Origin of the sequence: Pseudoroseomonas sp. WGS1072 (assembly GCF_049340465.1) — a bacterium.
Taxonomy (GTDB): domain Bacteria; phylum Pseudomonadota; class Alphaproteobacteria; order Acetobacterales; family Acetobacteraceae; genus Pseudoroseomonas.
Genome location: NZ_JBMPSU010000001.1, coordinates 136708 through 155594 on the forward strand (window position 1 = coordinate 136708; position 18887 = coordinate 155594).

The 18887-nt window shown below is 71.8% G+C and carries 16 protein-coding genes; 4 read left to right on the top strand and 12 right to left on the bottom strand.

The genetic code is table 11. The features are described from left to right. Positions 1-5: 5 nt before the first annotated feature. From ACF3NH_RS00695 to ACF3NH_RS00705, 3 genes are all read right to left on the bottom strand, one after another. Complete coding sequence (locus tag ACF3NH_RS00695) at positions 6-965, bottom strand: ABC transporter substrate-binding protein (RefSeq protein ID WP_422921496.1); 960 nt, start codon at positions 963-965, stop codon at positions 6-8. A gap of 251 nt (positions 966-1216) precedes the next feature. Then, positions 1217-1987, bottom strand: a complete 771-nt coding sequence (locus tag ACF3NH_RS00700; RefSeq protein WP_422921497.1) for an ABC transporter ATP-binding protein — start codon at positions 1985-1987, stop codon at positions 1217-1219. A 4-nt stretch (positions 1988-1991) separates the two neighbouring features. Further along, a complete protein-coding gene (locus tag ACF3NH_RS00705; protein WP_422921498.1) occupies positions 1992-2843 on the bottom strand; it encodes an ABC transporter permease in 852 nt (283 codons plus the stop codon). Positions 2844-3301: 458 nt separating this feature from the next. Between ACF3NH_RS00705 and ACF3NH_RS00710 the strand changes: the two genes are divergently transcribed. Further along, complete coding sequence (locus ACF3NH_RS00710; protein WP_422921499.1) at positions 3302-4102, top strand: glucose 1-dehydrogenase; 801 nt, start codon at positions 3302-3304, stop codon at positions 4100-4102. A 176-nt stretch (positions 4103-4278) separates the two neighbouring features. On the opposite strand, the gene ACF3NH_RS00715 is transcribed toward ACF3NH_RS00710, so the two are convergent. The 8 genes from ACF3NH_RS00715 to ACF3NH_RS00750 form a co-directional block, all read right to left on the bottom strand. After that, positions 4279-5256, bottom strand: a complete 978-nt coding sequence (locus tag ACF3NH_RS00715; protein ID WP_198364414.1) for a tripartite tricarboxylate transporter substrate-binding protein — start codon at positions 5254-5256, stop codon at positions 4279-4281. 103 nt (positions 5257-5359) lie between these two features. Beyond that, positions 5360-6433 (bottom strand): tartrate dehydrogenase, encoded by a 1074-nt coding sequence (locus ACF3NH_RS00720; protein ID WP_422924694.1) that lies wholly within the window; start codon positions 6431-6433, stop codon positions 5360-5362. Positions 6434-6557: 124 nt separating this feature from the next. Continuing rightward, complete coding sequence (locus tag ACF3NH_RS00725) at positions 6558-7808, bottom strand: type III PLP-dependent enzyme (protein WP_422921500.1); 1251 nt, start codon at positions 7806-7808, stop codon at positions 6558-6560. Positions 7809-8183: 375 nt separating this feature from the next. Next, complete coding sequence (gene speB, locus ACF3NH_RS00730; protein ID WP_422921501.1) at positions 8184-9086, bottom strand: agmatinase; 903 nt, start codon at positions 9084-9086, stop codon at positions 8184-8186. Positions 9087-9205: 119 nt separating this feature from the next. Beyond that, positions 9206-10408, bottom strand: a complete 1203-nt coding sequence (locus ACF3NH_RS00735; protein WP_422921502.1) for a CaiB/BaiF CoA transferase family protein — start codon at positions 10406-10408, stop codon at positions 9206-9208. Positions 10409-10552: 144 nt separating this feature from the next. Next, the gene (locus ACF3NH_RS00740) at positions 10553-11875 is read right to left on the bottom strand and encodes an SLC13 family permease (RefSeq protein ID WP_422921503.1); all 1323 of its coding nucleotides are present in this window, start codon (positions 11873-11875) and stop codon (positions 10553-10555) included. Positions 11876-11982: 107 nt separating this feature from the next. Next, the gene (locus ACF3NH_RS00745) at positions 11983-13539 is read right to left on the bottom strand and encodes a malonyl-CoA decarboxylase (protein ID WP_422921504.1); all 1557 of its coding nucleotides are present in this window, start codon (positions 13537-13539) and stop codon (positions 11983-11985) included. Positions 13540-13663: 124 nt separating this feature from the next. After that, on the bottom strand, positions 13664-14338 hold the full coding sequence (locus tag ACF3NH_RS00750) for a GntR family transcriptional regulator (RefSeq protein WP_422921505.1): 675 nt from the start codon (positions 14336-14338) through the stop codon (positions 13664-13666). 131 nt (positions 14339-14469) lie between these two features. Between ACF3NH_RS00750 and ACF3NH_RS00755 the strand changes: the two genes are divergently transcribed. Together ACF3NH_RS00755 and ACF3NH_RS00760 are read left to right on the top strand one after the other, a co-directional pair. Next, positions 14470-15396, top strand: coding sequence for an NAD(P)-dependent oxidoreductase (locus ACF3NH_RS00755; RefSeq protein ID WP_422921506.1), 927 nt, complete (start codon positions 14470-14472; stop codon positions 15394-15396). 95 nt (positions 15397-15491) lie between these two features. Beyond that, complete coding sequence (locus ACF3NH_RS00760) at positions 15492-16478, top strand: Bug family tripartite tricarboxylate transporter substrate binding protein (RefSeq protein ID WP_422921507.1); 987 nt, start codon at positions 15492-15494, stop codon at positions 16476-16478. Between the two features lie 14 nt (positions 16479-16492). Here ACF3NH_RS00760 and ACF3NH_RS00765 read toward each other — a convergent pair whose 3' ends face one another. Next, on the bottom strand, positions 16493-17311 hold the full coding sequence (locus tag ACF3NH_RS00765) for an IclR family transcriptional regulator (RefSeq protein ID WP_422921508.1): 819 nt from the start codon (positions 17309-17311) through the stop codon (positions 16493-16495). 162 nt (positions 17312-17473) lie between these two features. Here ACF3NH_RS00765 and ACF3NH_RS00770 point away from each other — a divergent pair, with 162 nt between their 5' ends. After that, the gene (locus ACF3NH_RS00770; RefSeq protein ID WP_422921509.1) at positions 17474-18862 is read left to right on the top strand and encodes an amidohydrolase family protein; all 1389 of its coding nucleotides are present in this window, start codon (positions 17474-17476) and stop codon (positions 18860-18862) included. The last annotated feature ends 25 nt before the right edge of the window (positions 18863-18887 follow it).

Consider the following 18887-nt stretch of genomic DNA (forward strand, 5'->3'; position numbering starts at 1 on the left):
CTGCCCTACCCCGTGAGGCCGAAGCTGGTATCCAGCGCGTCCTGGACGCGGACCGGCCGCGAGAACACGCCGAACTCCACCGCCAGGTCGCTCGCCGCCTGCAGCTCCGCCACCAGCGGGGCATCGATCGGCACGGAACGGGTGCGCTGCACCTCATAGGCGCGCCGCAGCATCGGCTCCGGGATTCGCGTCAGCTCCGAGGTGCTGCGGGCGAATTCGGGAATGTGGTCCAGCGCCCAGGCGAAGCCGCGCTGCTGCCGCAGCAGCAGGTCCTGCACCAGCGCCCGCTTGTCGCGCAGCACGGCGTCATGCACGGAGATGAAGTTCACCGTGGGCGTCAGGCCGGTGCCATCGACCAGCACGCGGGCCCCGAAACCGGCCAGCTCGATGGAGATATAGGGCTCCCAGATCGCCCAGGCATCCACGGCGCCGGAGCGGAAGGCCAGCGCCGCATCCACCGGGCCGAGCGGCACCAGGGTGATCTCCTCCGGCGCGATGCCCTCCCGCTTCAGCGCCCCCCGCACCAGGTACTGCCCCCAGCCGCCCCGGTTGCCAGCGATGCGCTTGCCGCGCAGATCCGCCAGGCTCCCGGCCTTGCTGTCGCCCCGCACCAGGATGGCCTGGGACTTCGGGTCGTGCCGCGTGGCGCCGACCGCCTTGATCGGCGCGCCATTGGCGAAGACGCTGAGGAAGGCGAGGTCGCCCTGGCTGCCGGCGTCGATCGCATGGGCGTTCAGCGCCTCCAGCAGCGGCGCCGCGGCGGGGAACTCGCTCCATTCGATGCGGTAGGGTAGGTCGCGCGCCTGGCCCGACACGTCGAGCAGCGAGCGCAGCCCGCCCTTCTGATTGCCGACGCGCAGCACCGGCAGGCCCTGCGCGCGCAGGAGGGCGGGAGTGGCGAGGGGCGCGGCCGCCAGGGCGGCGAGCAGGGCGCGGCGGCGCGGCGCCAGGGGAAGCTGGGTCATCGGTTGGCGTCCTTGAAGGAGAGGCTGAGGGAGGGGAAAGGCGGCTCAGCCGCCCCGACATCGTTCCCGCCGAGGGCGCCGCATCGCCTCGGAGCCCGTTCGAGAATGAGGCGGCGGCGGGCTGGCGAGGGATTTTTCGTGCCGGGCAGGACGGTCCGCCGCTCCGATGCGGGGCATCGGGGCAAGGGCCTGCCGCCCCCGGCGCGGAAAGGACCCGGCAGACCGACCCGCGACCATTCCCGAACGGGCTCTCAGGCTGCCTGCCGCGAATCGGCGCCGAAGGCAGGCCGCGCCGCGGCGTCGTGGCCATCCTCGTCCACGCCCAGCGCGCCGAGCAGCCGCAGGCGCAGCGCCTCGAAGGCCGGATCGGCGCGGCGGCGCGGGCGCGGCAGGCCGATCGGGATGTCCTCCACCAGATGCCCGCCGGCCAGCACCAGGGCGCGGTCGGCCAGCAGCAGCGCCTCCTCCACGTCATGCGTCACCAGCAGCACGGCGGGGCGGTGCGCCTGGACCAACTCGCCCACCAGGGACTGCATCCGCAGGCGGGTCAGCGCGTCGAGCGCGGCGAAGGGCTCGTCCAGCAGCAGCAGCTCGGGCTCGCGCACCAGGGCACGGGCCAGGCCGGTGCGCTGCGCCTCGCCACCCGAGAGGGTGAGTGGCCAGGCCTCGGCGCGATGCGTCAGCTCGACCTCGGCCAGCGCCGCCTCCGCCTTCCGCCGCGCCTCGGCGGCACTGCCCGGCAGGCCGAGCGCGACATTCTTCCAGACCTTCTTCCAGGGCAGCAGGCGCGGCTCCTGGAAGACCACGGCACGCCGCTCCGGCACCGTGGCGCGCCCCTCGGTCACGGGATCGAGCCCGGCGAGGGTCCGCAGCAGCGTCGTCTTGCCCGAGCCGCTGCGGCCGAGCAGGGCGACGAACTCGCCACGGTGGATGGTCAGGTCGATGCGGTCCAGCACCGGCGGCCGCTCGGGGCCGTGGAAGCGGCGGGTCAGGCCGTGCACCTCGACGACGGGACGGGTCATGGCGTCAGCCCTCCCGCACCAGGCTCGGGCGCCAGGCCAGGGCGCGGCGCTCCAGGGCGCGCACCAGCTGGTCGGCGGAGAGGCCGAGCAGGGCATAGACCAGCAGGCCGACGACGATGATGTCGGTGCGCAGGAACTCGCGCGCATCCATCACCAGGAAGCCGATGCCGGCGGTGGCGTTGATCTGCTCGCCGACGACCAGGCTGAGCCAGGCGGTGCCGAGCGCGTAGCGCAGCCCGACCAGCGCCTGCGGCAGTGCCGCCGGCAGGACGATATGGACGATCTTCTGCGCGTGGCTCAGGCCCAGCACCTGCCCCGCCTCCAGCAGCTTCGGGTCGGTGCTGCGGATGCCGCCGAACAGCGTCAGGTAGATCGGGAAGGTGGCGCCGAGCGCGACCAGGGCGATCTTGGTCGCCTCGCCGATGCCGAGCCAGAGGATCAGCAGCGGCACCAGCGCCAGGAAGGGCAGCGCGCGCAGCATCTGCAGGGTGGCGTCGATGGCGTCCTCGCCGAGCTTCGACAGGCCGGCGACCAGGCCCAGCGAGACGCCGGCGCCGATGGCGATGGCCAGGCCGATGGCCACGCGCTGCAGCGAGACCAGCAGGTGATGGCCCAGCTCGCCGGAGACGATCAGCTCCCAGGCGGCGGTCGCGATGGCGCTGGGCGGCGCCAGCATGCGGGTGGAGATCAGGCCGGCCTCCGCCGCCGCCTGCCAGAGCAGGATCAGCAGCACGGGCACGACGAAGCGGCGCGCCCGGCCGAGACCCGGCCAGCGGAAGGCCCGGCGGAAAGAGGGGCGCGCGGCGGCCCGGACGGGCGGCCTGCCCTCAAGGGCGGTGGTGGCGGAGGCTGGCATGAGGATCACTCCCGGTGCGGACGGCAGGGCCCGGCGGTCGGCCGGAATCGCGGGCGGTCGCGGGCGCGTCAGCGCCGGCGGGCGAGGCGGAGCATCGGGCGACAGCGGCCCCGGCGGGGCCCGGGCCGGTTCAGGACAGGGAAAACGGACATGGTCAGGAGATTCCACGCAAAGCCATGCGTGTAAAGAAATTCCACCCTCGCACTTCCAGGCTCCCTCGCCTCCCCCTCCACATTTCGGGAATTCCTTTAATGCTCTGTAAGGAAACAGTATTCCCCTGAGAATGCCGGGAGCCACGGGGTCCGGCGGGCGGTACGGGAGAATGTCCGTCTCCGGGCCGCCCGGCCCGCAGCATGGCGTTCCACCGGAGCGCTCAACTTTACGAAATTCAACCTCGCTCTCCGGTCCAACCGCCTCGCCTCCCGGGTGTTGCTCAGCAGCGGAGGGGAGACAGGCGCATGGAATGCAGACTCGACGGGCAGGTGGCGGTGGTGACCGGCGCGAGTTCCGGCCTCGGCCGCGCGGTCGCCCTGCTCTACGGCCAATCCGGTGCCGCGGTGGTGGTGAACTATCACCGCGATGCCGAGGGCGCGGCCGAGGTGGTGCGGCAGATCGGGCAGGCCGGCGGACGGGCGCTCGCCGTGCAGGCCGACGTGGCCGAGGAGGCGGCGGTCGAGGCCTTGTTCGACGCCGCCGCCCGCCATTTCGGCGGCATCGACATCCTGGTCGCCAATTCCGGCCTGCAGCAGGACGCGCCGGTCGCGAAGATGACCCTGGAGCAGTGGCGGCGGGTCATCGACGTCAACCTGACGGGTCAGTTCCTCTGCGCGCGCGCCGCGATCCGCCGCTTCCGCGCCCAGGGCAGGCGGCCCGGCGCCGCCCCCAGCCTCGGTAAGATCCTCTGCATGAGTTCGGTGCACGAGGTCATCCCCTGGGCGGGGCGGGTGAACTACGCCGCCTCCAAGGGCGGGGTGGCGCTGCTGATGCGCAGCCTGGCGCAGGAGGTGGCGGCGGAGGGCATCCGGGTGAACGCCATCGCCCCCGGCGCCATCCGCACGCCGATCAACGCGGAGAACACCGAGGGCGAGGCCGGGGAGAAGCTGTTGTCGCTGATCCCCTATGGCCGCATCGGCACTCCGGAGGACGTGGCGCGCGCCGCGCTCTTCCTGGCCTCCGACATGGCCGACTACGTGGTCGGCGCCACGCTCTTCGTCGATGGCGGCATGACGCTCTACCCCGCCTTCCGCGACAACGGGTGAGGCGCGCCCTTGGCGCGTGATCTGTTCACATTCGTTCACAGAACACGCTTTCCATCCTTGTTCGATCGCGTGATTCACGCCTTTCGGTGATTCCACTTCAGGCGGTCACGCTCTAGCCTTTTGTTTTTGCGAGCATCTTCACCCGATCAGTTGATTCCAACCGATCGGGATCTGCTCTAGTCGGCGTACTGTCCCGCCGCCTGGATGATCGGCCGCCAGCGCGCCACCTCCTCCGCCAGGTAGCGGCGGTGATAGGCCGGCGTCGCGCGCTCGGCGCCGGCCGGCTGGGTGACCAGTTCGCCGAAGCGGGTCAGCAGCCGCTCCTCGCGCAAGGCGGCGCGGATGGCGGCCGAGAGCCGCTCCTGCACCTCGGGCGGCGTGCCGGCGGGGGCGTAGAGGCCATGCCAGGTGCTCATCAGGATGTCCGGCTCGCCCGCCTCGGCCGTGGTGGGCAGGTCGAGGCCCGGCACCCGCTGCGGCAGGGTGACAGCATAGGCCTTGATGCGCTTCTCGCGGATGAAGGGCGCCGTGTTGGTCGCCTGGTCGCAGAAGACATCGATGCGCCCGGCGATCATGTCGGTGATCGCCGGCGCGCTGCCGCGGAAGGCGACGGTGGTGAGCTTCCGGCCCGCCGCGCTCTGCAGCAGGACGCCGCAGAGCTGGTTGGCGCCGCCGAGCCCGGCATGGGCGAGCGTCAGCGCCTCGCCCTTCTCGCGGATCTCGCGCATGAAGCCGGCGAGGTCATCGGCCGGAAAGTCGGGCCGCGCCACCAGCGTCATCGCGGCGTCGGAGACGAGGCCGAGCGGCGCGAAGCTCTCCTGCACGTCATAGGGCAGCTTGCGGTAGAGCGTGGCGGTGCTGGCATGGCCGATGTGATGCATCAGCAGCACCGTGCCGTCAGGCCGCGCCTGGGCCACGCGGCCGGCGGCAATGGTGCCGCCGGCGCCGGTGACATTCTCCACCACCACCGACTGTCCGAGATCCTTGGCCATCCCCTCGGCCACCAGCCGGCTGATGACATCGGTCGGCCCCCCGGCGGCGAAGGGCACCGTCACGGTGATGGCGCGGTCCGGCACGCCGCCGCGGCCCTGGGCCAGGGCGGGGGTTGCCAGCAGGGCGGCGCCGGAGGTCAGGAGGGTTCGGCGGTGGATCATGGATGTCTCCCTTTCGTCGCGTCTGTTTTCGTCCAGTCTGGCCCGTTGGCCGGAGCCGGCAAAGACGCAATCGGGAGACGGAGGCCGCTAGCCCCGCCGCGCCTCAGACATTGGCGCTGCGGATCGCGTCGCAGACCGCCTCGGTCACCTCCCGGGTCGTGGCCTTGCCGCCCAGGTCGGGGGTGAGGAGGCCGCTGGCGGTGACGCGCTCCACCGCCTTCATCAGCCGCGCCGCCGCCTCGCGCTCGCCCAGATGCTCCAGCATCTGCGCCCCGGTCCAGAAGGTGGCGACGGGATTGGCGATGCCCTTTCCGGTGATGTCGAAGGCCGAGCCATGGATCGGTTCGAACATCGAGGGGAAGCGCCGCTCGGGGTCGATGTTGCCGGTGGGCGCCACGCCCAGGCTGCCGGCCAGCGCGGCGGCGAGATCGGAGAGGATGTCGGCGTGCAGATTGGTGGCGACGATGGTGTCGAGGCTCTGCGGCTTCAGCACCATGCGCATGGTCATGGCATCGACCAGCATCTTGTCCCAGGTGACGTCCGGGAACTCGCGCGACACCTCCTCGGCGATCTCGTCCCACATCACCATGCCGTGCCGCTGCGCGTTCGACTTGGTAACGACGGTCAGCAGCTTCCTCGGCCGCGCCTGCGCCAGGCGGAAGGCGTAGCGCATGATGCGCGTCACGCCGACGCGGGTGAAGATCGCGACCTCGGTCGCCACCTCCTCCGGCAGGCCCCTGTGCGCGCGGCCACCATGCCCGGCATACTCGCCCTCCGAGTTCTCGCGCACGATCACCCAGTCGAGGTCGCCGGGCCCGCAGTCGCGCAGCGGCGGGGTGATGCCGGGCAGGATCTTGGTCGGGCGCACATTGGCGTACTGGTCGAAGCCCTGGCAGATCGGCAGGCGCAGGCCCCAGAGGGTGATATGGTCCGGCACATCCGGCGCGCCGACGGCGCCGAAGTAGATGGCGTCGAACGCCTTCAGCCGCTCCAGCCCGTCCGCCGGCATCATGACGCCGTGCTTCCTGTAGTAGTCGGAGCCCCAGGGGAACTGCTCGACATGCAGGCAGAACTCGCCGGTGCGCTGGCTGAGCGTCTCCAGCGCCTGCAGGCCGGCGGCGATGACCTCGGGGCCGATGCCGTCGGCGGGGATGGCGGCGATGCGGTACTCGCGCATGGGGGGCGTCACTCCGGGATGGTTTTCCCGGCAGGATAGACCGTTTCGCCGCCATGCCCATCGGGTGCCAAAGAAAAGGCCGGGGAAGGCGATGCCCTCCCCGGCCCTCTCTCCTCCCCGGCGGTCAGGCCGCCAGGGCAAGCTCCGGCGGTGCCGGCTCGGCCGCCGCGACCTCCAGCATCGGGCGGTCGCGCACCTCGGCCAGGCGGGTCTGGTCGAAGCCGTTGAAGCCGGTGCGCAGGCAGGCGCCATAGGCCCCGAGCTGGCCGATCTCGATCCAGTCGCCCTCGCGGACATCCTCGGGCAGGAGGAAGGGCCCGCGCATGAAATCGGCGCTGTCGCAGGTCGGGCCGAAGAGCGAGAAGCCGCGCTCCGTCGTGGCCGCCCCGCCCTCCGGGCGGATCAGCCGGGAGGGGAAGCGGAAGCCCGGCGCCCCGGCATCGGAGAGGGTGCCGTAGACGCCGTCGTTGACATAGAGCGTGTCGCCGCGGCGCATCTGCACCTGCACCACGACGGAGCCACCGCCGGCCGCCAGCGCGCGCCCCGGCTCGCACCACAGCTCGGCGCCCGGCAGGCCCAGCGCCTCGAAACCCGCCTCGATCTCGGCGAAATAGGCGCCGAGCGGCAGCGGCTCGATCTCCGGATAGGCCACCGGAAAGCCGCCGCCGACATCGACCACGTCGATGGCGACGCCAGCCAGGCGGATCGCCTGTCCGGCCAGCGCCAGGGCGCGGCGATAGGCCAGCGGGTCCATGCACTGCGAGCCGACATGGAAGGAGATGCCGAGCCGCGCCGCATGCGGCCGCGCCGCGCGCAGCAGCCCGACGGCCGCCTCCAGCGTCGCGCCGAACTTGCCCGACAGATCATACAGCGCCCCGCCCCCCGGCGGCGGCGCGATGCGCACCACGAGGCCGAGGCCCTCCGCCGCGCCGGCGCCGGTCTCCTCCAGGATCTTGGCCAGCTCGCTCGCATCGTCCAGCACGAAGTCGCGCACGCCCTGGCGGGTCCAGGCCTCGCGGATGGCCGGGCGGGACTTCACCGGATGCATGAAGTGGATCGCGGCCCCGGGGAACATCCCGCGCACCAGCGCCACCTCGGCCGCCGAGGCGCAGTCGAAGTGCCGCACGCCGCCATCCCAGAGCGCCTGGAGCAGCAGCGGCTCGGGGTTGCACTTCACGGCATAGAGCACCGTGCCCGGAAAGCCGGTGACGAACTCCGCCGCGCCCCGGCTCAGGGCGGCGGGACGCAGGCAGAGCATCGGCTCGGCCGGGCGCTCGATGGCGACCAGGGCATCGACGGAGGGCAGGGCCGCGAGGCTCACCCGCGTCGCGGGACGGACAGGCGAGACAGCGGTGCGGGCGCGGAGGAGGCTCATGGCGGAAATCCCCACAACAACAGGCGACAGCGGAGGAGCCGGCGCGGCCGGCGGCGATGCGAGGCGGGCCGGAAGCGTGGCGCTCCCGGCGATGGCCTCAGGCGATGTTGCGATGGGTGGGCATCGCAGGCGTCCGTTCACCGAACATATCCACACTCCCTTCAGGACGCCGGCCCGCGAGGACCGGCCACTTCGAGAAAGGACGCTTCTACGTCGTTGCTGTGCCCCCTCCGGGAGCTCGCGGCACGTGCGATGGCGTCAGAGGCCGCACCATTTGGGTGGCGGCAGGAGGGTTTTAAAGGAATTCGCCCGAATGAGGGAAAAGTTTTCGGTGCCTCAGCCCTGCTCCCGGCGAATAGCGGCCCCTTTCGGGCCTTACTCCGGCTTCCCTCCGGCCATGAGCGCCAGATATTCCCAGGCGAGCGTGGCACCGGCCAGGGCGGTGATCTCGGACACGTCGAAGGCCGGCGCCACCTCGACGATGTCCATTCCGCGGAAGTCGAGCCCGCCCAGGCGGCGCAGGATCGCCTGTGCCTGCCAGCTCGCCAGCCCGCCGATCTCGGGCGTGCCGGTGCCGGGGGCGAAGGCGGGGTCGAGCGTGTCGATGTCGAAGCTCAGATAGGCGTGGCCGCCGCCCAATACCGCCCGGATGCGCGCCGCCACCGCGGCCGGCCCCATCTCGTGCACCGCCTGCGCATCCAGCACCGTGACCCCCTGCCCCAGCGTCCAGTCCCAGACCTCGCGCTGCACCGGCGAGCGGATGCCGACCTGGATCATCCGCGCGGGATCGACCAGCCCCTCGCGGATGGCGTGCCAGAAGACCGAGCCATGGCCCCAGACCTGGCCGAAATTGTCGGGCCAGGTGTCCACATGGGCGTCGAAATGCGCCAGGCCGAGCGGCACGCCGAAGCGCCGGCGCAGCGCCCGCAGCAGGGCCAGCGTCACGCCATGCTCGCCGCCGAGGGCGATCAGGTGGCCGATGCCGGCGGCCTGTGCCTCGATGGCGGCGAGGCTAGCCGGGATGTCGCCGAGCGCGATGGCGAAGTCCCCGGCATCGGACAGGGAGAGCGCCGCCGGATCGACCCAGCTCGCCGGATGCGCGCCATCGACCAGCATGCGGCTGGCGCGGCGGATGGCCTCGGGGCCCGAGCGGGCGCCGGCGCGGTTGGTGGTGCCGATGTCGAGCGGAATGCCGGCGACGACGAAATCCGCCGCCGTGTCGTGGCGGGTGACGCCGAGGAAGCCCGGCGGCGTGGCGAAGGTGGGGACCAGGGACATGCCGCAGACCTCCTGAGGGATGGCGGAAGGCCGTCTCCAAGCATGGATCGCCGTGCGGTGCCACCTCGGCCGGGGGAGCTTAACCCCCCCGGCTCCCCGACCCTACCCCCGCCCCGGTCTCAGGCGATGCCCTCCGCCTTCAGCCGGGCGATGTCCTCCTCCGAATAGCCGAGGCCCCGCAGCACCTCCTCCGTGTGCTGGCCGAGCAGCGGCGCGGCGGAGCGGTAGTCCGGCGGGGTCGCCGAGAGCTTCACCGGATTGGCGATCACCTTCACCGTCTGGCCCGAGGCATGCTCCATCTCCACCACCATGTTCCGCGCCACGACATGCGGATCGGCGAAGACGTCCTTCAGCGTGTTGATCGGGCCGCAGCCGATCTTGAGCGCCTCCAGCTTCTCGATCCAGTCCCGGGTCGGCCTGGTCTTGGTCACCGCCGTCAGCGTCTCCGTCACCAGGGCGCGGTTGCCGACACGGGCGGCATTGGTGGCGTAGCGCTCGTCGGCCAGCAGGTGCTCCAGGCCGAAATTGCGGCAGAAGCGCTCGAAGGTCGGGTCGTTGCCGATGGAGAGCACCATGTAGCCGTCGGCGGTCGGGAAGACCTGGTAGGGCACGATGTTCGGATGCTGGTTGCCGAGGCGCGGCGGGTTCTCGCCGGTCGAGAGGTAGTTCATGCCCTGATTGGCCAGCCAGGCCACATGGGTGTCGAGCATGCCGATGTCGATCTGCTGCCCCTGCCCCGTCGCCTGCTTGTGGCGGAGCGCGGCCAGCACGCCGATGGTGCCGTAGAGGCCGGCGAAGAGATCGGCCACCGGGATGCCGACCTTCTGCGGCTCGCCCTCGGGCTCGCCGGTGAGCGACATCACGCCGCCCATGGCCTGGATCAGCGCGTCATAGCCCGGGCGCGGCGCATAGGGGCCGGTCTGACCGAAGCCGGTGATCGAGCAGTAGATCAGGCCGGGATAGGTCTCCCGGAGCTGCTCATAGGCCAGGCCGTACTTGGCCAGCGCGCCGACCTTGAAGTTCTCGACCAGGATATCGGCCGTCTCCAGCAGCTTGTGCACCACCGCCTGGCCCTCGGGCTTGGCGATGTCGAGCGTCACCGACTTTTTGTTGCGGTTGACGCCGACGAAGTAGGCGCTCTCCCGCGTGTTCGGCATGTAGGGCGGCGCGAAGCCACGGGTATCGTCGCCGGCCTCGGGGCGCTCGATCTTGACCACGTCGGCGCCCAGATCGGCCAGCATCTGCGTGCAGGTGGGGCCGGCCAGGACCCGGGTCAGGTCCACCACGCGAAGGCCCTTCAGCGGCCCCGTCGGCTCGGTCATGGCTCTCGTTCCTTCATGGCTGGTTCATGGGGGTGTCCCCGGCAGGTAACACCCGGAAAGACGAAAAGAGAAAGGGGCCGGACGGGGATCGCCGGAGGAAGATGACCGGAGGGGGATCGCCGCCTGGCCCCGGGGAGAGTCGGCCTACAGCCAGCCCGGCAGGATCAGCACCGCCCAGGCCAGCGCCGGGCCGAGCACCACGACCAGCCCGCTGTAGATCAGGAAGCGCCGGAACAGCTGGTCGCGCTCGCCTTCCGGCGCATTGGCCAGCACCAGGGCGCCGTTGGTCGAGAAGGGGCTGACATCGACGATGGTGGCGGAGATGGCGAGGGCCGCGATCATGCCCACCGCGCCGATCTCGCCGCCGGCCAGGAAGGGCACGGCCAGCGGGATGATGGCGCCGAGCACGCCGGTCGACGAGGCGAAGGCCGAGACCACACCGCCGATGTAGCAGAGCAGCATGGCCGCCAGCAGGGCCGAGCCCAGCGCCGCCACGTTGGTGCTGACCATATCGATGGCGCCCGCCTTCTGCAGCACGCCGACATAGGTGATGACGCCGGCGATCAGCAGGACGGTGGACCAGCTCACCTTGTCGATGGCGCCCTTCTGGGCATTGGGCGAGAGCAGCGCCAGCACGACGGCGATGGTCATGGCCACCATGCCGACGTTCAGCCCGAAGGCCAGCGAGCCGACGCCCAGGATGACCAGCCCGGCCAGGGTGAGGAGCTGGTCGCGGCTCGCCTGGGTGGGATGGGGATGCCCGCTCTCGCGGGGCGCGGCGGGCGTGCCGCCATGTCCGGTCACCGGCAGGGAGGCGCGGGCGCCGTCCTCGAACTCCTCGTGCGTGCCGGTGTCGCGCCGCCCGATCAGCCTGCCGCCGCCGAAGGCGAAGAAGACACCGATGGCCACCGCGAGGTTGAAGAGCAGGCTGGCCAGGAACAGCGCCGTGTCGTTGCCCGGCAGGCCAGCGCGCTCGACGATCTGGTTGGTGATGCCACCATAGATGGAGATCGGCGAGAAGCCGCCGCCCTGGGCGCCATGCACCACCAGCAGGCCCATCATCAGCCGGTCGATGTCGTAGTGGCGGGCGAAGCGCAGGGCGATGGGGGCGATGATCGCCACCGCCGCCGGGCTGACCGCGCCCACCGCGGTCAGCACGGCGGCGACGCCGAACATGACCCAGGGAATGGCGGCGACATGGCCGCGCACGCCGCGCACCGCCCAGTGCACCAGCAGGTCGATGGTGCCGTTCTTCTGCGCGATGGCGAAGAGGTAGGTGATGCCGACCAGGGTGACGAAGAGGTCGCCCGGGAAACCGCCCAGGATGGCGTTGGCCGACATGCCCACCGAGAAGGTGCCGATCAGGAAGGCCAGCGCGAAGGCGATGGCGCCCATGTTGATGGGCAGGGCGGTGCCGAGGATGAACAGGATGACAAGCCCCAGGATCGAGGCCATGGCAGGTGACATTCGGGTTCCTTTGCTCGGACGTTTGCTCGGCAGGCAGCTCTTGAAGGGGCTGCGCGGCCGGAAGGCAAGAGGGAGGGCCGGTTTCCCCGCCCCTCCCCGCGATCGCCTCAGGTGGCGCCAGCCTTGCCGGCATCCTCCCGCGCGCCGGACAGCAGGCGGGGCAGCAGGGTCCGGCCGCGCGGCAGGGCGATGGCCGGCAGCGACAGCAGCGCGTCCACCGAGGCCGAGCGCGCCACGGCGCCCGAGCGGGCGAAGGCCTCGTGGTTCGCCTCGATCACCTCCGGGTCATAGAGATAGTTCACCATGACGCCGAAGGATTCCTCCATCCCCCGCGGCGCCGTGTTGCCCAGCCAGTTGATGCGCTCCAGCTTGGCGCCGTTGCCCAGGTGGAAGCGCGCCACGGGGTCGATGGCGCCCATGCCGGTGTTTGGGCGGGTCAGGTACTCGGCGGCCAGGCGCAGCAGCGGGCCGCGCAGCGCGGCCTCCCGGATCGGGTCGCGCCACCATTCCCCTTCGGTCAGCATCTCGAGCAGCACGCCGGGGCCGGGGGCGACCTCCCCCTCCCTGGCCTCCTCCCTGGTCTCCTGCCCGGCCTCTTCCCGGGCCTCCTCCCCCCGCGCCCCGCGCCGCTGGGGCGCGGCGATCAGCGCGGCCAGCGCCGCCCGCTCATCCGCCCGCAGCGCGGCATCGTCGCGCTCCAGCTTGCGCTTCAGCCAGCGCCGGAAGCCCGGCACCGGCGAGAGGGTGGAGAAGCGGCGGAGCTGCGGCAGCTCGTCCTTCAACTCCTCGACCACCTGCTTGATCAGGAAGTTGCCGAAGGAGACGCCGCGCAGGCCCTCCTGGCAGTTCGAGATCGAGTAGAAGATCGCCGTGTCGAAGTCCGGGGGCGGCGCCGTGACGGGGCCGCCGTCACGCGTCAGCAGCGGCTGGATGGCGCCGGCCAGCCCCTCGGTCAGCGCCACCTCGACGAAGATCAGCGGCTCGCCCGGCAGGGCGCGGTGGAAGAAGGCGAAGCAGCGGCGGTCCGGCGCCAGGCGGCGCCGCAGGTCGCCCCAGCCATCGATCTCGTGCACCGCCTCATAGGCGATGATCTTCTCCAGGATGGCGGCGGGCGTGTCCCAATCGATCCGCCGCAGCTCCAGGAAGCCCTTGTTGAACCAGGAGCCGAAGAGATGCCGCAGGTCCACGTCGAGCGGGCGCAGCGAGCTGTCCTTCTTCAGCCGGCCCAGCATCTCCCGGCGCATCTCGACCAGGGCCGCGGTGCCGCCGGGCGCCATGTTCATCCGGCGCAGCAGCTCCTGGCGCGGCGGCTCGGCGCGCTCGAAGAGGGTCATGGCCCGTTCCGGCGAGGGCTCGGCCAGATAGGCTTCGGCGGCGGCCCGCAGCTGGGCGTGATCGGGCAGGAAGCCATTGGCCAGGAAGTGACGGAAGGCGTCGCGCTCCTCGGGCGAGAGATCGCGCAGCACCTGCAGCAGCTCGCGCGCCACCGCGGCGCCAGAGGCCTCGCCGCGTTCCGAGAGCAATGCGGCCGCCAGCAGGCGGGCCCGTTCCAGGGGGGGCGTGGCGGCGCCCGGCACCGCGGCATAGGGGCGCCCGCGATCGGCGATGCCGGACCAGAGACGTTCCAGCCAGTTGCGCGCGCCAAGGGTGATGGATGGTGCCATGGACTCTCTACTCCCCAAGCCTTGGGCTCGATTAGAACCCTTCGCGGCGCCCGAGACCAGGGGAGAATCCCTTACCATTATTCAAGAACGGTCATGGACCGTGAAATTGTATACGCACATTCGCTCAGGAGGCAGGCGCCGCAACCGTCTCCTGCAGCAGCCGCGTGACCACCGGCACGGCATGCGCCCGGTGCTCGTCCACCGCCCGGAGCAGCGCCGCGGCATCCCGCGCCCGGGCGGCCCGCAGGATCGTGGCGTGCTCGCGGCGCATCAGGTCCCGGTTCTTCGGATCACTGAAGTATACCGCCCGGTACTGGTCCGAGGCATCCCAGATCTGCTCCAGGATGCGCAGCAGGCGGGGCATCCCGCAGGCCTCGAAGAGCGCGAAGTGGAAGCGCCGGTTGGCCGGGATCAGCCCCGCCACATCTGCCGCGGCGCAGGCCGCGTCGATCTCCCGCGTCGCCGCCTCCATCCGCGAGAGGTCGGCCTCGGCCAGGAGCGGAGCGGCGCTCCGCACCGCCTCCGCCTCCAGCACATCCCGCAGCCGGTAGATCTCGCGCAGGTCGTCGGCATCCAGCCACGCCACGGCATAGCCGCGGTGCGGCGTGTAGAGCACCCGCCCCTCGCCTTCCAGGATCCGCATCGCCTCGCGCACCGGCACGCGGCTGACGCCGAACTCCTCGGCCAGCTGTTCCATCGGAATGGCCTGGCCCGGGCGCAGGAGGCCGAGGCCCAGCCGGCGCCGAAGCTCCGCCAGGACCGCTTCCTGCGCCGTCGGTGGCTTCACCCTCTGCGTCATTCCCCGCTCCTTGCGGCCGGCGCCGGGGCGCGCGGCGGAATTGGATTTATCATGTATAAATGCGAGGGTAAAACCATCGCCGGGCGCGCCTGCCCGGCCCAGTCTCGGAAGAACCCCTGGGAGGAACCCCGATGTCCGAAGACAAGGCCTTGCCCGATCAGGGCCTGCCGGTCCGCCACGCGGTGTCGGACCGCATCGGCTTCATCGGCCTGGGGCAGATGGGCCTGCCCATGGCGTGCTGCCTGCGCGCCGCCGGCTTGGCGCTGACCGTGCACGACACCGCCCCCGACGCGCTCGAGCGGCTGGCGGCGGCCCCCGGCGCGGCGCCGCCGCAGCGTGCCGACAGCCCCGCCGCGCTGGCGGCCGGCAGTGACATCGTCGTGCTGATGCTGCCGAGCAGCCCCGTCGTCGCCGCCGTCCTGGAGGGCCCCGGCGGGCTGCTGGACGCGCTCCGGCCCGGCATGCTGGTGATCGACATGGGGTCCTCCCTGCCCGGGGAGACGCGCCGGCTGGCGGAACGGGTCGCGGCGCATGGCGCGGAGATGATGGACGCGCCGGTCTCCGGCAGCGTGCTGAAGGCCAGCGACGGCACGCTGACCATCATGGCCGGCGGCAGCGCCGGGCCCCTGGCGCGGGCCACGCCGCTGCTCCGCCACATGGGCCGGACCATCATCCCGACCGGCGCGGTCGGCTCCGCTCATGCCATGAAGGCGCTGAACAACTACGTCTATGCCGCCGGGCTGCTGGCCTCGCTGGAGGCGCTTCGCCTCGGCGAGCGGCTCGGCCTCGACCTCGGCGTGCTGACCGATGTCATGAACGCCTCCTCCGGCCGCAATGTCGCCACCGAGACCAAGCTGCGCCAGCACGTGCTGAGTGGCGGCTATGCCGGGGGCTTCCAGCTCGGCCTGATGCGCAAGGACCTGGAGACCGCCGGCAGCATCGCCGGCGAGACGGGCTACGAGGCCCGCTCCCTCGCGCTCTGCCGCGCCGTCTGGGCCGAGGCGATGGAGCGGCTCGGCCCCGGCGCCGACAACACCGAGCTGCACCGGCTGCTGTAGCGCCGGGCGGATGGCGGCAAGGGGGGGGAGGAAGGATGCCCAGAAGGGCGCGCCCCCCCGCCGCCCCCACCACGTCCAAGGGAGATCCATCGATCATGCTGAGATTGCCACGCCGCGCCCTCCTGGGCTCCGGCCTTCTCGCCTCCGGCCTGCTGGCCGGCACCCCCGCGCGCCGGCTGCTTGCCGCCGAGGCCGGGGCGCTCACCCAGCCGCTGAAGATCATCGTCCCCTTCCCCGCCGGCAGCGTCACCGACACGCTGGTGCGCTTCCTGCTGCAGCCGCTCGGCAACGCGCTGCGGCAGACCGTGGTGATCGACAACCGCGGCGGCGGCTTCGGCGTCATGGCCATGCAGGCCGCGGCCGAGGCGAAGGACGGGCACACGGTGGTGGCCTCCAGCGTCACCACGCTCTCGCTCAACCCGGTCACCCTGCCGAAGCTGCCCTATGACCCGATGGGCGACTTCGTGCATCTCGGGCTGATCGCCGAGACACCCTATGTCCTCGCCGTGCCCAATGCCTCGCCGGCGAAGGACCTGCCAGGCTTCGTGAAGCTGGCGCGGGAGAAGGCGGGGCAGCTCACCTATGCCTATGGCAATGCCAGCGCGCAGATCGCGGCCGAGACCATGGCGCGGCAGATCGGGATCGGGTTGACCGGCATCCCGTATCGCGGCGGCGCGGAGGCGCTGACCGATATCGTCGCCGGCCGGGTGGACTGCACCTTCACCGATATCACCAACGGCCTGGCGCAGGCGCGGCAGGGCGCCATGCGGGCGCTCGCGGTGACGACGGCGCAGGAGACCCCCCTCGCCCCCGGCCTGCCGCCCTTGGCCAGCGTGCTTCCGGATTTCGCGCTGACCGTCTGGTTCGGCCTCTCGGCGCCGAAATCCCTGCCTCCCGAGCGGGCCGCCTACCTCAACCGCACCCTCAACCATGTCCTGGCCCAGCCGGAGATGCAGAGGATCCTGTTCGAGCAGGGCTACACGACCCGGCCGATGTCGGGCCCGGACTACACCGCCTTCGTGGCCGAGGAGACCGGGCGCTGGGGCCGGCTGGCGCGGGAGGCGGGGCTGGCGAAGGGCTGAGGCGGCGCGCCGGCTCAGCCGGCGGCCCTGGCCTCCACGGGCATGGCCCAGGCCAGGGCGAGCCGCGCCGCCGCCTCCTGCACCGCCTGGCCAAGCGCCGCCTCGCGCGGCGTCATCGCCCGCTGCGGCCCCGTGCATTGCAGCACCATGCGCGGCTGCCCGCCGGCATCGCAGACCGCCGTGGCGATGCTCATGATGCCGTCCAGATATTCCATGCGGCCGATGACGAAGCCCTGCCGCCGCGCCGCCTCCACCTCCCGCCCGATCAGCGCCCTGTCGGTGAGGGTGGCGGCGGTGTGGGCGCGCGGCGACATGCCGGCCAGCACCGCCGTGGCGCGCTCCGCCGGCAGCGCCGCCAGCCGGGCCCGCAGCTGGGCCGGCGCATCGGCCGGGTAGCGGTGGCCGATCGGGACGTCGATCATCAGCTCCGGATCCCCCCGCGCGCCCTCGACGCAGGTGAAGCTGCCGTCGCGATTGATGCGGCAGAGCAGGCAGGGCAGGCCGAGGGCGCGCGCCAGGCGCTGCACCACGTCGCGCATCAGCGCGCCGCGATCGTGGCGGCGGATCGTCGCCGCCAGATCCAGCAGCAGGCCCGGCGAGACCGCGTAGCGCTGCCGCTCGGCGTCATGCGCCACCCAGCCCTCGGCCACCAGGGTGCGCAGGATCATCAGGCAGTGGCTCTTGGTGAGGCCAAGGCGGGCGGCGATGGCGGCCAGGCCGAGGCCGGCGCCGGGCTCCGCGTCCAGCAGGCGCAGGATGGACAGGCACTTGCCGACGGCCGGCACGGCGCCGGCAGCGGCACGGCTTCCGGGGAGATCGAGGCTGGCTTCCATGCGCGGCGCGCTTTCCCTGCTCCCAGGGTGGCCGTGCCCGGTTGACAGCTCCGTCAAACGAGCGCCACCATCATTCATACAGAACGATGTTCCATATAGAGAACATCGGCCGCCTGCTCAACCGCCGTAGCGCCGTCCCGCGCACCGCGAGGAGAATGCGCCGTGCGCAAGCTGATCCGGAGTGGCACGATCCTCTCGATGGACGATCGGATCGGCGTATTGCCGCGGGGCGACGTGCTGCTGGAGCGCGACCGGATCCTGGCCATCGGCCCCTCCCTCGAGGCCAACGGCGCCGAGGTGATCGACGCCGCGGGCTGCATCGTGCTGCCCGGCCTGGTCAACGCGCACCTGCACAGCTGGCAGACGGCCCTGCGCGGCATCGGCGGGGACTGGAGCAGCGCCGACTACTTCCGCATCCTGCACGCGCAGCTCGGCCCCCGCTTCACGCCGGAGGACCTGCGCATCGGCACGCTGGTCGGCGCCCTGGCGCAGATCGATGCCGGCACCACCACCCTGTTCGACTGGTGCCATGGCAATGCCACCCCGGAGCATACCGACGCCGCGCTGGAGGGGCTCCTGGAGAGCGGCATCCGCGCCGTCTTCGGCCATGGCACGGTGAAGCCGGCGCCCCGCCCCGGCGAGCCGCATTTCTCCGAGGTGCCGCATCCCGCCGCCGAGATCCGCCGCCTGCGGACCGGCCCGCTGGCCAGCGACGAGGCGCGCGTCACCCTCGCCGCCTGCATCCTGGGGCCGGACTATTCCACGCTCGAGGTCTGCCGCGCCGACTTCGCCCTGGCGCGGGAATACGGCCTGCTCTCATCCGCCCACGTCTGGGGCAACGACAACCGGCTGCAGCCCGACGGATACAAGGCGCTGGCGGCGGAAGGGCTGATCGGCCCCGACCACAACCTGGTCCATGGCACCTACCTCCGGGATGACGAGTTGCGCGTCATCGTCGACAGCGGCGTCTCGGTCACCGCCACCGCCGCGGCCGAGCTGCGCGGCAATGCGCGGGAGCCGCTGAGCGGGCGGGTCGCGGCGCTGGGCGGCGCGCCCTCCATCGCGCCGGACACCGAGGTGCTGAATGGCGGCGGCATGCTGGACTGCATGCGCTTCGCCCTGCAGGCGCAGCGGATTTTCAGTAACCAGCGCACCGTCGCCGCGCTGCCGGCGGGACGCGGCGCGCCGATGGAGCGCGCGACCAGCGGCTCGCCCATCCGCGAGGTCACGCCGCGGCATGCCGACGTGCTGCGCTGGGCGACGCTCAACAACGCCAGGGCGCTGCGCCTCGACCACCGCATCGGCTCGCTGACGCCCGGCAAGCAGGCCGATCTTCTTGTCGTCGGACGGGACAGCCTGAACATGATCGGCGCGCGGGAGCCGGAGCAGGCGCTGCTCCACTTCGCGCAGGCGGCGGATATCCGCACCGTGCTGATCGGCGGCCGGGTGGTGAAGCGGGAGGGGCGGTTGCTGCATCCGGGCCTGGCGGCGCTGAAGGCGCGGCTGCTGGCCTCCGGCGACCGGCTGCTGGCCGAAACGGCGGCGGGCTGAGCGCCGTCGCGACGAAGGACTGGGA